This is a genomic window from Sodalis ligni (genome assembly GCF_016865525.2).
Lineage (GTDB): Bacteria > Pseudomonadota > Gammaproteobacteria > Enterobacterales > Enterobacteriaceae > Acerihabitans > Acerihabitans ligni.
This window is the reverse complement of record NZ_CP075169.1, coordinates 1,988,545-2,005,070: the sequence shown is the minus strand read 5'-3', so window position 1 is coordinate 2,005,070 and position 16,526 is coordinate 1,988,545. Positions and strand designations below refer to the sequence as shown.

Annotated in this window: 14 protein-coding genes; 11 read left to right on the top strand and 3 right to left on the bottom strand. The window is 52.1% G+C overall.

The window, feature by feature from the left end; all coding sequences use genetic code 11:
• The first annotated feature begins 6 nt into the window (after positions 1-6).
• From argG to GTU79_RS09395, 4 genes are all read left to right on the top strand, one after another.
• Positions 7-1,344: an argininosuccinate synthase gene (gene argG, locus GTU79_RS09410; RefSeq protein WP_203522116.1), complete on the top strand. Its 1,338-nt coding sequence runs from the start codon at positions 7-9 to the stop codon at positions 1,342-1,344.
• A 424-nt stretch (positions 1,345-1,768) separates the two neighbouring features.
• Entirely contained in the window at positions 1,769-2,647 is an 879-nt protein-coding gene (locus tag GTU79_RS09405; protein ID WP_214513867.1) for a toxin glutamine deamidase domain-containing protein, read from the top strand.
• Positions 2,648-2,818: 171 nt separating this feature from the next.
• Positions 2,819-3,943, top strand: coding sequence for a toxin glutamine deamidase domain-containing protein (locus tag GTU79_RS09400; RefSeq protein ID WP_203522118.1), 1,125 nt, complete (start codon positions 2,819-2,821; stop codon positions 3,941-3,943).
• Between the two features lie 122 nt (positions 3,944-4,065).
• Positions 4,066-5,295, top strand: a complete 1,230-nt coding sequence (locus GTU79_RS09395) for an FAD-dependent oxidoreductase (RefSeq protein WP_203522119.1) — start codon at positions 4,066-4,068, stop codon at positions 5,293-5,295.
• A 100-nt stretch (positions 5,296-5,395) separates the two neighbouring features.
• Here GTU79_RS09395 and GTU79_RS09390 read toward each other — a convergent pair whose 3' ends face one another.
• Positions 5,396-6,355: a 2-hydroxyacid dehydrogenase gene (locus GTU79_RS09390; protein ID WP_203522120.1), complete on the bottom strand. Its 960-nt coding sequence runs from the start codon at positions 6,353-6,355 to the stop codon at positions 5,396-5,398.
• 492 nt (positions 6,356-6,847) lie between these two features.
• Positions 6,848-7,117: a YdgH/BhsA/McbA family protein gene (locus GTU79_RS09385; RefSeq protein WP_132922457.1), complete on the bottom strand. Its 270-nt coding sequence runs from the start codon at positions 7,115-7,117 to the stop codon at positions 6,848-6,850.
• 644 nt (positions 7,118-7,761) lie between these two features.
• On the opposite strand from GTU79_RS09385, the gene GTU79_RS09380 reads away from it, so the two are divergent.
• Positions 7,762-8,418, top strand: a complete 657-nt coding sequence (locus GTU79_RS09380) for an MgtC/SapB family protein (RefSeq protein WP_203522121.1) — start codon at positions 7,762-7,764, stop codon at positions 8,416-8,418.
• Positions 8,419-8,508: 90 nt separating this feature from the next.
• On the opposite strand, the gene GTU79_RS31330 is transcribed toward GTU79_RS09380, so the two are convergent.
• Positions 8,509-8,655, bottom strand: a complete 147-nt coding sequence (locus GTU79_RS31330; protein WP_420854173.1) for a YnfU family zinc-binding protein — start codon at positions 8,653-8,655, stop codon at positions 8,509-8,511.
• 1,650 nt (positions 8,656-10,305) lie between these two features.
• On the opposite strand from GTU79_RS31330, the gene GTU79_RS09370 reads away from it, so the two are divergent.
• From GTU79_RS09370 to phoQ, 6 genes are all read left to right on the top strand, one after another.
• Complete coding sequence (locus GTU79_RS09370; protein ID WP_214513866.1) at positions 10,306-10,758, top strand: NUDIX domain-containing protein; 453 nt, start codon at positions 10,306-10,308, stop codon at positions 10,756-10,758.
• Between the two features lie 125 nt (positions 10,759-10,883).
• Positions 10,884-12,005, top strand: a complete 1,122-nt coding sequence (gene mnmA, locus GTU79_RS09365) for a tRNA 2-thiouridine(34) synthase MnmA (RefSeq protein ID WP_132922461.1) — start codon at positions 10,884-10,886, stop codon at positions 12,003-12,005.
• Between the two features lie 8 nt (positions 12,006-12,013).
• Positions 12,014-12,640: a high frequency lysogenization protein HflD gene (hflD, locus tag GTU79_RS09360; protein ID WP_132922462.1), complete on the top strand. Its 627-nt coding sequence runs from the start codon at positions 12,014-12,016 to the stop codon at positions 12,638-12,640.
• A gap of 22 nt (positions 12,641-12,662) precedes the next feature.
• Entirely contained in the window at positions 12,663-14,033 is a 1,371-nt protein-coding gene (gene purB, locus GTU79_RS09355) for an adenylosuccinate lyase (RefSeq protein ID WP_132922463.1), read from the top strand.
• Positions 14,034-14,219: 186 nt separating this feature from the next.
• A complete protein-coding gene (gene phoP, locus GTU79_RS09350) occupies positions 14,220-14,891 on the top strand; it encodes a two-component system response regulator PhoP (RefSeq protein WP_214513865.1) in 672 nt (223 codons plus the stop codon).
• 5 nt (positions 14,892-14,896) lie between these two features.
• On the top strand, positions 14,897-16,360 hold the full coding sequence (phoQ, locus tag GTU79_RS09345; RefSeq protein WP_132922465.1) for a two-component system sensor histidine kinase PhoQ: 1,464 nt from the start codon (positions 14,897-14,899) through the stop codon (positions 16,358-16,360).
• Positions 16,361-16,526: the final 166 nt, after the last annotated feature.

The window sequence follows — 16,526 nt, the reverse complement described above, 5'->3', positions numbered from 1 at the left end:
ACATTAATGGAAACGATTCTCAGGCACCTCCCCGTCAACCAACGCGTAGGTATTGCCTTCTCCGGCGGTCTCGATACCAGCGCCGCGCTGCTCTGGATGCGTAAAAAAGGGGCGGTGCCTTATGCCTATACCGCCAATCTAGGGCAACCGGATGAAGATGACTACGACGCCATACCGCGCAAGGCGCTGGCGTATGGCGCGGAAAAGGCCAGGCTTATCGATTGCCGCGCGCAGCTGGTGGCGGAGGGTATCGCCGCCCTGCAGTGCGGCGCTTTCCACAACTCCACCGCCGGGGTGACCTATTTCAATACCACGCCGCTGGGCCGCGCCGTGACCGGCACCATGCTGGTGGCCGCCATGAAGGAAGACGGCGTCAACATCTGGGGCGACGGCAGCACCTATAAAGGTAATGATATCGAGCGTTTTTACCGCTACGGCCTGCTCACCAATGCCGAGCTGAAAATCTACAAACCCTGGCTCGACACCGATTTTATCGATGAACTGGGCGGACGGCAGGAAATGTCGGAATTCATGGCCCAGGCCGGTTTTGATTATAAAATGTCGGCGGAAAAAGCCTACTCCACCGATTCCAATATCCTGGGCGCTACCCACGAAGCGAAGGAGCTCGAGTTCCTGAACTCCAGCGTTAAAATCGTCAACCCGATCATGGGCGTGAAATTTTGGGATGACGCGGTACGGGTGCCCGCCGAGGAAGTAACGCTGCGTTTCGAACGCGGCCTGCCGGTGTCCATCAACGGCGCCAGCTTCGCAAGCCAGGTGGAACTGATGCTGGAAGCGAACCGGGTCGGCGGACGCCACGGGCTGGGCATGAGCGATCAGATTGAAAACCGCATTATCGAAGCCAAAAGCCGTGGCATCTATGAAGCCCCGGGCATGGCATTGCTGCATATCGCTTATGAACGCCTGGTCACCGGCATCCACAACGAAGATACCATTGCGCAGTACCACGCCAACGGCCGCCAGCTGGGCCGTCTGTTATATCAAGGCCGCTGGTTCGATCCCCAGGCCCTGATGCTGCGCGACTCTTCGCAGCGCTGGATTGCCAGTGAAATCACCGGTGAAGTGACGCTGGAGCTGCGCCGCGGCAACGATTATTCCATTCTCAATACCGTATCGGACAATTTGACCTACATGCCGCAACGCCTGACCATGGAAAAAGGGGATTCGGTATTCTCGCCGGAAGACCGCATCGGCCAGCTGACCATGCGTAATCTGGATATCGCCGATACGCGGGAAAAACTCATCAACTACATGAGCACCGGCCTGCTTTCAGCCGCCGACGACTCCGGCCTGCCCCGGCTGGACGATAAAAACGGCAAATAGGCCATGATTTTTACTGATAACCGGCGCGGCATTATCAGCGGCGGTTATCAGCCGCCGGCTGGAATCCACTCTCTTTATCCCCTGTAAATTCGCCGTTATTTTCAAATTTCGCTTATATTTTCTTTTACCAGGAAAACATTTGACGTAGGTGAATATCTTTTCAAAATTAACTTAAATGGCTAAAAATGGATGAATCATGGGAAAATCATTATCCAGAATAATTTTATGATCATAAAGGATCTATTAATGTAGAAAAAATTATTTAACGACAATGAATCACCTTATCAGCAAATCGTCTCGCTTTTATAAAAGCTTTTATAATGTCGTGAATTTGCCTATCAATCCATCAGTGAAGAGATCCAGGCCCAGTGATCCATGGAAACCTTCCCAAGGGTCATTAGCACAGTGGAAGGCAAAATCAACAATGGGCCCGGTAGCGAAAAACCTGCAAAGAGTCGACAAAACTGACAATAACTATATCCCGCAACAGAACGCACGCTATTCATACGGCGAGGGGGGCACCGTGCCAGGCATAGCCGATAAAAAATTCAGCATTAAAGGAATCAAATCCGATTTTGTTTTACCCGGCAAGTCAACAGAATATACCGAAACCAATCAGCTTATTAAAGATGAAAATTACCGGCCCTCGGGGATTAAAATAGACACGGAAGGGCTGCCGGTGCCGGACCATCGCGACAAAAATTATTCCAAGCGCTTGGAGTTTTACATTCTCAACACGCTCATACCCAAGGTCAACCAGCATGGTGAAGCCCCCTTTTGGCTGCGACCGCTGGCCGCCGTTGCGGCATGGCTTGGTTATCACGGCGTCGGTCAAACCAATTGCCTGTCCTGCGCCGCGTCGGTAGCGGATACTCTTAAGGAAGGGGTTTTGCATCAAGCCTTTTCGACGTTAAGCGACATCAGTCCCTCTAAGTTCAGCACCTTACAAAACCCGCTAAAAACCCATGAAGAATTGATTGACTCCATTGAAGATTTGGCCTCTTACTTGAATAATAGCCCCGTCAATCTTAATATCGTGCTGACCATCAAACGGCCCTCATCTTTCTGGCGGCGCCTGTTCAGCGCGGTGGACGGTCACGCCTGTAATATCATTAGAACGGGCAGTGATCTGCATTTGGTGGATGCGCAGAAACGGCGTTATAAGCTGGTAAACATGACATCCGCCAACCGTTTATCCGTGGACTTGATAACCGTATTGCAAGAATTTATCGGCGCGGTTTCCCCGGAGAAACGCAGCCTGGTGCCTTATAATGTCGGCTGGATGATAAAAAAAGGCAAATAGGCCGTCTAACCCGCAACCGCCGCGGGCCCAGCCGGTTGTGGACATTCGCCCACTGTCAACGCGCTGCAATCAGCAAAATTCGCTCATTTTGTCATAATAAGCGATTTCATCATTTACCAATATAACAACTCTCTGCAAGACTTGATTCTTGTGCACAATGGGAATTGAGTTATGGGAAATAATATAACCACACTTTACGCTTTTAAAAAACCTTCAAACCGGGATAACGATAATTTTAGGCCGGTAAATAACCCTGTTAAAAAGCTGCTGATGGTGCATAATTCAACGAATACTGCTGGCTTGCCGCAAAGTAATTCCTGCCCTCACATCACAGCCAGTCATTCCACCTCTTCTGATGATGACCAGGCATTTAATAAGACCAAGGGCGCCGATGCCCACACCCGCTTTTCGGCTATAACCGGTAACGCCTGTCTTGTCCGAAAAATTTCCCCGGCAGACCCCTTCGGTATTAATGACCAAAGGTCCAATATTCCTGGTGATACAGCGCGTTTCCCTGAAGATGACGAAAATTTCACATTAATTGATTTTGATATTGTTTCAAACCAGGCAGATCGTTTTCCTGAAGATAACAATAACTCAGCCGGCCCCTCCGGGCTCATAGCCTTGGCCGACACCCTTGCCCCGCCCCGCTATGGTGCTTGCGATTATGCTGACAAACTGGGCGAGTATATCTCCCGGACGCTGATAGCCAAAGTCAACCAGCAGGGCAAAGCGCCCCTGTTGCTACGGCCGCTGGCCGCCATCGCCTCCTGGTTTGGTTATCACGGCTTCGGACAATCCAATTGCCTGTCATGCGCCGCTTCTGTCGCGGACACCCTAAAGCAAGGAAAAATGTATCAAGCCTTCCCTACCCAGCGCGGCGGCCGCCCCAGTGAATTTGCCACATTGCAAAACGCCGTCAATATCACGCGGTTGGACTCGGTGGAGCAGTTGGCGTCCCACTTGACAGTCTCCGGCGATCTTAACATCGTGCTGACTATCAAACGTCCTCCATCTCTCTGGCGCAGGATATTCCATTGGGTTGACGGACATGCCTGCAACATCATCAAAACCGGCGATACTCTATATTTAGTGGATGCGCAGAAAAAAAAATACACTCTGTGCAATATAAGCAGAGATGATGAGCTGTCAAACGAACGGGCGGATGTGTTGAGAGCCAAGCTGGCGGCGGATATTAGGCCTGAACTTACCCGCTTTGTCGGCGCCGTGGATTTGGCGGACGGTTCCCTGCAGCTTTACAATGTCGGCTGGGAAAAACCCGACCCGAACTCATGATCCGGTCATGGGCAACCGTGGTGAAAGTCAGGCGTTAAAGTCTGGGGAATAATAAATAACCTTGCAAGACTGGAAATGATAAGTATTATCATTTCCAGTCTATTTTATTAAGGACACCGCGGATGAACCCATCGGACGTTACCCCGCCGCTCACCACAGATTGCTGTATCGTCGGCGGCGGTCCGGCCGGGTTAATGCTGGGCTATTTACTGGCCAGGGCCGGCGTCAACGTTATGGTGTTGGAAAAACACGCCGATTTCCTGCGGGATTTCCGCGGTGACACCATCCATCCTTCAACCCTGGATATACTGGATAACCTCGGTCTGCTGGAAGAGTTTCTTCAACTGCCCCATCAGCAGGTGGTGAAGTTGAAGGGTGAATTCCTCGGCGAGTCCGTCACGCTGGCGGACTTTTCCCGCCTGCCCACCCGCTGCAAATTCATGGCGTTTATGCCGCAGTGGGATTTTCTGAACTTTCTGGCGCAGCGGGCGGAAAAACTGCCGGGATTTACCCTGCTGCGATCCACCTGCGCCGATGAATTGTGGCGGGAGGACGGGCTTATATGCGGCGTCATGGCCCAAGGTCCCGGTGGTGAAACGCTGCCTATCCGCGCCGGCTTGGTGGTGGGTACCGATGGCCGGCAGTCCATGGTCCGGCAGGCCGCCCTCCTGCCGCGTCGAGAATTCGGCTCCCCCCGTGACGTGGTCTGGATTCGGGTGCCGAAGGAATCCGGCGATGCAGAGTGGGACAGCGGCCACGGCGGGCCGAAAAAGAATTTTATCATGCTCGACCGGGGGGAGTACTGGCAGTGCGGTTACAGCATCGCCAAAGGCAGCTTCGAGAGCCTGCGACAGGAAGGACTGGAACCTTTTCTGCAACGGGTCGCGGCGGTTTCCCCTTTTGATCTTCATCGCCTGTCGCAGGCGACAGGGCATTGGTCCCAATTAAAACTGCTGGAAATCCGTATCGACCGGCTGGAGCGCTGGGCGGCGCCGGGGGTATTATGCATCGGCGACGCCGCCCACGCCATGTCGCCCATCGGCGGAGTCGGCGTCAACCTGGCCATACAGGACGCGGTGGCGGCGGCAAATATTCTCACCGCGCCGCTCCTGAAAGGAAATGTCAGCCTGCGGCAGCTCAAGCGGGTGCAGCGGCGCCGGTCTCTGCCCACCCGGCTTACGCAGAGGCTGCAGCTGATGATGACCGCCGGCGCCGATAAACCGCGGCAGCCGCCCCGAACGCCCTCGATTATGGAGCGGTGGCTGCGCCGTCGGTCCTGGCTGCCGCATATCGCCGGCCGCATCATCGGCCTGGGATTTCGCCGCGAGCTGCCCAGACTAGCCGGGCGCTAACGGTACCGCAGATGTATGAACCGGCCATCCGCACGCAACGAGCCCATTGCCCGGCATCGATGCACATCTTTGCCGCCATTCATCGGCAGACACCCGTGGCTCAAGCGTTATCCATGCCCGGTACCGGAGTCAGAACCGGCTGCCCGGCAAAATAACGGGTCAGATTCTCCAATACCCGCTGGAACACGGCCGCCCTGGCTTCCGGCGAACGCCCCGCCACATGGGGCGTCAGAATAACGTTATCCAGCTGCAGCAGAGCCTGCGGCACCTTCGGCTCATCCTCCAGCACATCCAGCGCGGCGCCGGCGATGGCTCGCTGCTGGAGGCTCTCAATCAGCGCATCGGTATCCACCACGCTGCCGCGGGAAATGTTGACCAAAAAGCCCTCCGGCCCCAGCGATGCCAGCACCTGCTTGTTAATGAGATGCCGCGTCTGTCCACCGCCGGGGGTGGCAACCACCAGGAAATCCGCCCACTGCGCCAATTCCTCCAACGAGCCGCAATAACGCAGGTCGCTGCCGGCCCGTGGCCGCCGGTTATGGTAAGCCACCTGCATGCCGAATCCCGCGGAGCAGCGTTCAGCGATTTTCAAACCGATATTTCCCAAGCCCAATACGCCCAGGCGCTTGCCGGTAAGCTGCGGTCGGATCTGCCTTAGTTGCTGCCATTCCCCGCGGCGCACCGCCTTATCGAGACTCACGATATTCCTGGCCACGGCGGCAATGAGCGCCACCCCATGATCCGCCACCGAGGTATCGTTGGTGCCGGTGCCATTGGTCACCATAATGCCTCTGGCGCGGGCGGCATCAAGATCGATTTTCTCGAATCCCGCGCCCTGGCAGCAGATTATCCGCAAATTGGGAAACGCATCCATATCCTCGGCCTGCAGACCAATGGAACCGATGGTCAGCAGTCCCTGAATCTCATCGGCATCTCCGTCAGGTAAAATCGGGCTGCGATCGTTTTCCCGCAGGGCCGGACGCAGGAGAAAACCGGCTTGCTCAAAACCGGCGCGAAAAGACATGGGAATGTCCACATGCAGTAACAAGGCGATAGGCATTTTTACCAGTATTTTCCGTAAAAGGTGAAGCAAACATAACCCGAAAAGATGACTTTTTGAAATAAGGTGATGCTATTTAATTATACTTCCATACACTTTGCTACAGTTTAGCCCTGCCCGGTACACGGACGCATACCGGTGCGGCATTCCATAGCGGACAGGAGCTATAACGGGAAAGCAGATACCGGACCTGTGCCCCGGTCAAGCCAGTGGAATGGACACGGATGACGTAAAGATTTTGCGGTACGCGATCCATAGCTGAATAATGGCATTACCGGTTTTTTATAATGAAATTAGATCACCAATACACTTAAAGGCCGCTGCCGCTTTTAAATATATCTGGCACCACTTTTTTAATATAACTTATTATACCACCCTCTTATTGACCAATCGCCGGCGCTTTTGCAGAGCGCCGGCGATTGCCAAGGAATTTCATCTTTAACTCTACAGACGGTAATGAAAAGTATTTACGAGTATTCTTATCGGTAATATTTACCGATAAATATCAGCATTGCCTAACCAGGCACTGGAATTGCCGGGGTTCGCTACCTCAATCACCCGATAATAAGGCGCGTTCTGTTCATCGGCTTTACGGGCCAACGCCCTCACGGCGTCGTCGGTAGAACCCCGCACGCCTGAGACGGAGACGCTGCCTATCTGCTGATGCGCGGCAGCTTCTGCCTGGTCTATTTGCTGGGACGCCAGCGCGGCAAAAGACATTCCGCCCAATATTGCTGTGAAAAGGAAGGGTAACAATTTCATGATTATTCTCCAACTTATCTACTACATATAATAGCTATGTTCTTGCTCAACGGCCCCAATTTAATAAGCCAGTGTCGTCAGGGCGAAGAAAACGTAGCGGTTGGGTAAATAATTAGCTCAAAATACGTAGTATAATAGCCCGTCTTTGTAAGCGGCTTTCTCAAGAGAAATAGATAAATAAAACTGATAGGTCTTCTTTTCTCCCCAATCCATGCAACGGATCTCAAGCCGCACCAAACCAAGGAAATTAATATCGACATTGTTAATTTTAAATAGAGTGATTTTTAGCAAAAAATTACCTTTTTTTTAACAATAAAATCCATATGCCTTTTTTTCCTGACATGGTGGATGACAGGATGAAAGAGAATATGCAAAAAGTGGTTTTTTATTTACATTCTTTAGCCTTTAATAATACCAAAAACTAAAATGACACATTATTTTTTCGGCCTGATGATCCGCCGATAAATCGTACAATGATTATCCAACGTACAGTTATTTTGCATATTTAAACTATTATTAAAACATTCGCTGTAACATTTTCTCATCAACATCCATGATTGAAGATAGAGTCAAAACAATCGATACTGACCCCCACCGGCCAGGATATGGCCCGGAGGTATGAACAAACGTGAGGGGATGGAGAAATGAACACTGAATTACTGCTGCGTATTGCCCTGGCCGGCGCATTGGGAGCGTTGATCGGCGTGGAGCGACAGCTTCGGGCCAAAGAGGCGGGGTTACGTACCCATATATTGGTCTGTATCGGCAGTACGATGTTTATGATCGTCTCCAAATACGGTTTCGGCGATATCCTGGGGCAACATAACATAGCTCTCGACCCCAGCCGGATTGCCGCCCAGGTAGTGAGCGGCATCGGTTTTCTCGGCGCCGGCACCATCATGCTGAACAAGCAATTTGTCCGGGGCCTGACCACGGCGGCGGGCCTGTGGGTCACCGCGGCCATCGGACTGATTGTGGGCAGCGGCCTTTATGTCATCGGCATATTCGGCACCATTATGACGCTGCTGGTGCTGGAAGGCATTCGCCAGCTAAGCACCCGCCTGATGGGGCAGCGCTATATGCTGATGCTGTCGTTAACCCCCGCCAGCATGGATATGGCCATGCAAACCCTGCGTAAGCTTCGCATTCGGGTCATGCGTTCAAGCGTGACCCGCAATGAAAACGAAAACAAGGACTGTAAATTATCCATGGAAATCATGCTGCGTGCCAAATACAAACCCGCGGATATCTACAGCCAGCTCATGTCCATAGACGGCGTTCACAAAATCGAGATCCGCTAAGCGGGCCAGGGCGCCGTAATCAGGGGCACAGTCCAGCCGCCAGTTGGCTGTGCGGCCCACGGCCACGTTTATTAACGCAGCGGATAAAGCTTAATCATCTGATTTTTGCGGTGATTTTTGGTTTTTAAGAAAATAGGAATGACAATGCGGGCATATCATGACCTTGTCTTTCGAAATTTTATTGAAATCTTGTTTGGAGGATTGATGGCAAATAGGACATTCAATATTTGTCGGCATCTTTTGAATTTTTTGAAGCACATCAGAGAAGAATGACATCGTATTCAGCCTATTCGGTGCATAGACCTTATTGTAGCACGGATGGGGCCGCTTGCCGCGGCGTTAAAAAAATATAATATTGTCGCTGGCAAGCTCATCCCGCCGGGCAGTTAACAGGCTGGATGACCATGTGTGCTTCCTTTGTCCATAAGCCGCGATGGCCCCCTCGGAGAAGTTGTATCGCTGATGTTAAATATCTCTTTCATTTTGATTTGATTAAAAAATGAAAGAGAAATAGATTTTCGTTAAAAAATCATTTTCTCTTAATACGAACCTTATTTCTAGTATTGCTATCAACATCTTAAATTAGCTATACAAAAAAGGTCTCAGAATGATAATCGTATGAAAAATCCAGTACTTTATAACCCCTTTTATTGTCAGTTAGCAAAGTTTGGGCGCCTGATTTCCATTGAAAGCACGTTGCCGGACATACATCAATTGTACATTTATTATATTTTCTAGTGAACAGAGTATGCGCGTGGCCACAGATGACACTCTTGATTTCACTCCTGCTAACAAGGAGATCTAGGAGGCTCTCGCTATTCAATAACTTACTGCTATCTACCAAGGGTATGCCGACCGGGATAGGATGATGGTGCATAAATAATCCGACTTTCTGGCTTTTCACTGCCGCGATTCTGTCCGCGATTGCATTTTTCTGTTCAATGGAAAGAAAGCCGCTATCATTACCCTGCTGAACGGTATCTACCTTAATAAAAATCCAATCCTCATAAGAAAATTCATTGGTTTCAAAACAAGTTTGGATTTATTGAAAACCGATGCCATACATTCTTTATTATCATGGTTACCCGCCAAAAATAGATCGGCAGGTTTAACCTTTGTACCTGACTCAAGGCAAGCACATAAGACTCAATAGATCTGTCTTCCGATATGTCACCCGTGATAAAACCGCATCTGCCTTTAGATTTACATTCTGCAGAATTGCATCTATGACATTTTTAAACATTCATAGGTGCAATAACCATGCATTGTCTTTTCTTGGTTTGAAAAAGATGAAAGTCTGTTAATTGGATAAATTTCATTTTTCCTTCCTTTGGATTCAGTTTAACACGTCAGTCCATTTTTCCTGCTGGAATCGAAATTATTAAATTAATTTCATTAAAATAAATGTATGTCAATATTATTTTTGCTTAAGCATAATCTATTTCTTTTTAAAGTCCTAAAGCCAGTATAACTTGGATGATAAACCTTGAATATAAATATTTGCAGCATAGGGAGACATCGTTATTTTACTACGTTGAAACGGAATATCTTTCGCTTGCTATCTGAATCGACGTTATCAGCGGCGCTAAATTCAAAAGCGATTGTTCACTGGTGTTGACGCTTTTATCTATCACTTCGCTTACGGGGCATTGGTCGTTACCATTATAGCGAGTAAAATCCCTCCCCCCATCCTGGGCCGATTTGCAGTATAATGATAAACAGGACGGTGGTTGCATAGACTGATGACGCGATTCGTTTTTAACATTCATGCCTGATATAACACCATTACCTTGGCTGTTTCAGCCTTAGCGCCATAGATTCGTCCCCATGAACCGCGCTATCAGGTTAACCTGATATAAGGCAGTCCCCTGTTGTTAAGGAGTGCGAGTGTTTAAACCTCATGTCACCGTCGCTTGCGTGGTACAGGCGGAAAATCATTTTCTGATTGTGGAAGAAACCATACACGGCAATCCCCGCTGGAATCAGCCGGCAGGCCATCTTGAAGCGGATGAAACCGTAATACAGGCGGCGGCCAGGGAGTTATGGGAAGAGGCGGGTATCCATGCCCCACCGCAATCATTATTGCGTATTCATCAATGGATGGCTCCCGACAAAACCCCCTTCATACGCTTTCTGTTCGCCATAGAGCTGCCAAAACGGCTCACCGTCATTCCCCAGGACGATGATATTGACCGCTGTTTGTGGCTTGAAGCGGATGAAATCCTGAACTCGCACCTATTACGTTCCCCCCTGGTGGCGGAAAGTATCCTTTGCTATCAGCAGGGCGTGCGTTACCCCCTGGATGTTCTTAACGCGTTCCAATGGCCGCTACCGTTATAATCTCCGCTCCGCCACCGGCAACAACCGACACTAAGGTGGCGGGGCCATGCCCGGTCGTGATAAAATCCAGCGTTTATCAGCAATAATGCGCCCTTGGCGGCGCGATTCCCGGTCGTGAGAAATCCATGTCAGAAAACAGCCAGCTCAAAGTGATCGTCGGTATGTCCGGCGGCGTCGATTCATCTGTATCCGCATACCTGCTGCAACAGCAGGGCTATCAGGTGGAGGGGCTGTTTATGAAAAATTGGGAGGAGGACGACAATGAGGAGTATTGCACCGCCGCCAGCGACCTGGCGGATGCGCAGGCGGTTTGCGACAAATTGGGCATCCCGCTGCACACGGTGAATTTCGCTGCGGAATATTGGGATAATGTATTTGAGCTGTTTTTGGCGGAATACAAGGCGGGCCGTACGCCAAATCCCGATGTGCTGTGCAATAAGGAGATAAAATTCAAGGCGTTTCTTGAATTCGCCGCCGAGGATCTGGGGGCGGATTTCATCGCCACCGGCCATTACGTCCGCCGGCAGGACGTTGACGGCAAAAGCCGCCTGCTGCGCGGTCTGGATGACAATAAAGATCAAAGCTACTTCTTGTACACCCTGAGCCACGGACAGCTGGCGCAATGCCTGTTCCCGGTGGGAGAGCTGGAAAAACCCGAAGTACGGCGGATTGCCGGCGAACTGGGGCTGGTCACCGCCGGGAAAAAGGATTCCACCGGCATCTGTTTTATCGGCGAACGAAAATTTCGCGAGTTTCTGTCCCGCTACTTGCCGGCGCAGCCGGGTAAAATCATCACCACCGACGGACAACCGGTCGGCGAACACCAGGGTTTGATGTATCATACCCTCGGACAGCGCAAGGGACTGGGCATCGGCGGCACCAAAGACGGCAATGAAGAGCCCTGGTACGTGGTGGACAAGCTGATGGACGATAATATCCTGGTGGTGGCCCAGGGCCATGAGCATCCCCGCCTGATGTCGGTGGGTTTGCTGGCCGGCCAGCTGAACTGGGTCGACAGGGTCCCGTTCACCGGCACGCTGCGTTGCGTGGTGAAAACCCGTTACCGCCAGCAGGATATACCCTGCCTGGTGCAATCCCAAACCGACGGCCGGGTCAAGGTCACCTTCGATCGGCCGGTGGCGGCGGTGACGCCCGGGCAGTCCGCGGTTTTTTATCTCGGCGAGCATTGTCTTGGCGGCGGAGTCATTGAATCCAGGCTGCCGCTGCCTACTCAGGGACGTGTATAGGAGCAACTTTGGCTAAGAATTTTTTTGACATTACGCTGGCATTGGCGGGCATCTGCCAAAGCGCCATGCTGGTGCAGCAGTTGGCCCATAAAGGACAGTGCGACGATGGGATGCTCGAGGTATCGCTGCGCAGTACGCTGGATCTCAATCCGGCCTCGACCCTGGCCGTTTACGGCAGCCAGCCGGCGAATCTCAAGCTCGGGCTGGAATCGATGCTGGGTATGCTGAATGCGTCGCGCACCGGGCCCGGCGCGGAATTGACGCGCTATACCCTCAGTCTGATGGTCCTCGAACGCAAGCTGAACGGTAATAAAAAATCCCTTGATGAACTGGCGAAGCGCATCACCCAGTTAGATCGTCAGCTAACTCATTTTGAATTATTATCAGAGACATTAATCAGCGCCATGGCGGCGATCTACGTGGATATCATCAGCCCGCTTGGCCCCAGAATCCAGGTGACCGGCACGCCGGCCATGCTGCAAAACACTCAGATACAGGCTAAGATACGCGCCGCGTTATTGGCCGGTATACGTTCCGCCGTGCTCTGGCAACAGGTGGGAGGCGGCCGTTTACAATTGATGTTCGGCCGTAACCGGCTGTTTAAACAGGCCCGGCAAATTCTTGCACAATGTTAACCTTCTCCAGGAGTCGCAAACGATGGAATTATCCTCACTGACCGCCGTTTCCCCCATAGACGGACGCTACGGCGATAAAGTCAGCGCCTTGCGCGGGATTTTCAGTGAATATGGCCTGCTGAAATTCCGCGTGCGGGTGGAAGTGCGCTGGTTGCAAAAACTGGCCGCTTGCGCTGAAATCAAAGAGGTTCCACCGTTTGACCCGGAAGCAAACGCTTTCCTTGACGCTCTGGCGGCCAATTTCAGCGAAGAGGACGCCGCGCGGATTAAAACCATCGAGCGCACCACCAATCATGACGTCAAGGCGGTGGAATATTTTCTGAAAGAGCGCGTGGCATCGGTGCCGGCCCTTCATGCCGTTACCGAGTTCATTCATTTCGCCTGCACGTCGGAAGACATCAATAACCTGTCCCATGCGCTGATGCTGCAAAGCGCGCGCCAGGATGTCATCCTGCCTTACTGGCGCAAGATTATCGACGGCATCAAGACGCTGGCGGCCCAGTATCGCGATATCCCGCTGTTGTCACGCACCCACGGCCAGCCGGCCACGCCTTCCACCGTCGGTAAAGAGATGGCCAACGTGGCCTACCGCATGGAGCGCCAGTACAGGCAGCTGTCGCAGGTGGAGATCCTGGGGAAAATCAACGGCGCCGTAGGCAACTATAACGCCCACATGGTGGCCTATCCCGAGGTGGATTGGCACCGTTTCAGCGAATCCTTCGTCAACTCGCTGGGCATAGATTGGAATCCCTACACCACACAAATCGAACCTCATGACTATATCGCCGAACTGTTCGACTGCATGGCGCGTTTCAATACCATCCTTATCGATTTCGATCGCGATATCTGGGGTTATATCGCCCTGAATCATTTCAAACAGCGCACCATCGCAGGTGAAATCGGCTCCTCCACCATGCCCCATAAGGTCAATCCCATCGATTTTGAAAATTCGGAGGGCAACCTGGGCATGGCCAACGCCATTATGGGGCATCTGGCCGGGAAGCTGCCGGTGTCCCGCTGGCAGCGGGATCTCACCGATTCCACCGTCCTGCGCAATTTAGGGGTCGGTATCGGCTATGCCCTTATCGCTTACCAATCCACTCTAAAGGGCGTCAGCAAACTGGAAGTGAACCGCGATCGCCTGCTGGCGGAGCTGGATCAAAACTGGGAAGTCCTGGCCGAGCCGATTCAAACGGTTATGCGCCGTTACGGTATAGAAAAACCCTATGAGAAACTCAAGGAGCTGACCCGGGGTAAACGTGTGGATGCCGCGGGTTTCCAGGTATTTATCGACAGCCTGCCTTTGCCCGAAGAGGAAAAAAACCGGCTCAAGGCCCTGACCCCGGCCAATTATATCGGCCGCGCCGTTGGCTTGGTGGACGAGTTGAAATAATCAGCCAAATGCGGCTGGGACTTCACCTTTTACCCACTCCGGTTAAAGCTCCGTTTAAGGACAGTTTAGCCATGCTCTGGGATACTCTCGTTAAAGACGTCCGGATTGCTCAGGGGATTGTTTTTACAAGTTTACAGAGGCGGGTCTTTAGTGTCCCGTTTCTGGCGCCTTTACTTTGGAGGTGGGATGCGAGGTCTTGGTATAGAAGACAATTCTCTTCTTCGTCATCACCTGACGGTACAAATGCGTGAAATGGGACATCAGGTCGATGCCGCCGCCGATGCCAGAGAGGCGGACTATTTTTTACATGAACATCCGCCCGATATCGCCATTGTCGATCTCGGCCTGCCCGATGAAGACGGTCTGAGCTTGATTCGCCGCTGGCGCTCGCATCAGGTCAAAATCCCCATACTGGTTCTTACCGCCCGGGAAGGCTGGCAGGATAAGGTAACGGTGCTGGAAGCCGGCGCGGATGACTACGTGACGAAGCCATTTCACCTGGAGGAAGTGGTCGCCAGAATGCAGGCCCTGATGCGCCGCAATAGCGGCCTGGCATCGCAGGTCATTACGTTGCCGCCGTTCCAGATTGATCTTTCCCGGCGCGAGCTGATGATTAACAGCGAGCATATCAAGCTGACGGCTTTCGAATACACCATTATAGAAACGTTGATTCGAAATGCCGGTAAAGTCGTCAGCAAGGATTCGCTGATGCTGCAGCTATATCCCGACGCCGAACTGCGCGAGAGCCATACCATCGATGTACTCATGGGGCGTTTGCGGAAAAAAATGCAGGCCGATTATCCTTATGAGGTTATTACGACGGTTCGCGGGCAAGGCTATCGTTTTGATGTTAACTAAGTTTTATGACCCATTTCCCGTATTATCATAAAAAGCCTTTTTCGCTTCGTGTCCGATTTCTATTAGCCACAGCGTGCGTGGTGCTGGCGCTTTCGCTCTGTTATGGCATGGTGGCGGTCATCGGCTATAGCGTGAGCTTTGATAAAACATCTTTTCGTTTATTGCGCGGGGAAAGCAATCTCTTTTTCAGCCTGGCCCAGTGGAAAGACAGTCGCCTCACCATTGCCGTGCCGCCGAATATCGATATTAATTTCGCCGCTCTGGTACTGATCTACGATGAGAAGGGGCATATCCTCTGGCGTCAACGCTACGTGCCGGCGCTGGAATCCAGGCTGAAACCCGATTGGCTGCAGAAAACCGGCTATTTCGAGCTGGATACCGATACCCGCACCAGCAGCGCCGTTCTGGGAGATAATCCGAGCGCGCAGAATCGCCTGAAAGACTTTGACAGCAGCGACAGCAATGCGCTGACCCACTCCGTTGCGGTCAACCGCTATCCGGCTACCGAACGGCTGCCGCCGCTGACCATCGTGGTTGTGGATACCATACCCCATGAACTGCAGCGTACCGACCTGGTGTGGGAATGGTTCAGCTATGTGCTGCTGGCCAACCTGCTGCTGGTGGTGCCGCTGCTGTGGCTGGCCGCGCACTGGAGTTTACGGCCCATCAAGGATCTGGTGCAGCAGGTGCGGGAGCTGGAGGCGGGAGAACGGGATCGGCTGGATGAAAACCCTCCCCGCGAGCTGGGCATCCTGGTGCGCAACCTGAACATTCTATTGAATAACGAGCGTCAGCGTTATCAGAAATACCGCTCCACCCTTTCCGATCTCACCCACAGCCTGAAGACCCCGCTGGCAGTGCTGCAAACCACCCTGCGATCGCTGCGCACCGGACGGGAGACCAATATCGAGCTGGTTGAGCCGATTATGCTCGAACAAATCAGCCGGATTTCGCAACAGATAGGCTATTACCTGCATCGTGCCAGCGTGCATTCGGATCACAACGTGCTGAGCCGCGAGCTGCACTCGGTTCCCGCTCTGCTTGACAGCTTGTGTTCGGCGCTGAACAAGGTTTATCAGCGCAAAGGGGTCTCGATTTCCCTGGATATTACCCCCGAGTTGACCTTTATCGGCGAGAAAAACGATTTCATGGAAGTGATGGGCAATATCCTCGACAATGCCTGCAAATATTGTCTGGAATTCGTCGAAGTGACCGCCCGCGCCAATGAAAACCAGCTGCATCTGGTCATCGAAGACGATGGCCCCGGCATTCCCGCGTCCAAACGTACCCTGATTTTTCAGCGGGGCCAGCGCGCCGATACCCTGCGGCCCGGGCAAGGCCTTGGATTATCCGTGGCGGCGGAGATCCTGGAGCAGTATGAGGGGGATATTATCGTCGGTGAAAGCGCCTTGGGCGGAGCCCTGGTGGAAGTGATATTCAAACGCCAGCAGGGGTATCAGGATGATTAAGTCCTCTCCCCGCCGATAAGGGGTTTTATTGTGAAAAGTCCCGTCCATTGAGCATTCGAAATAAAAATCTTTTAAGGCTTTTATTAGCTAACGGATTATTTTATAGCGGATTTATGCACTCCATCAGATAAATTACCAACCTTATCCCGCCTGCTTCCGTTATAAT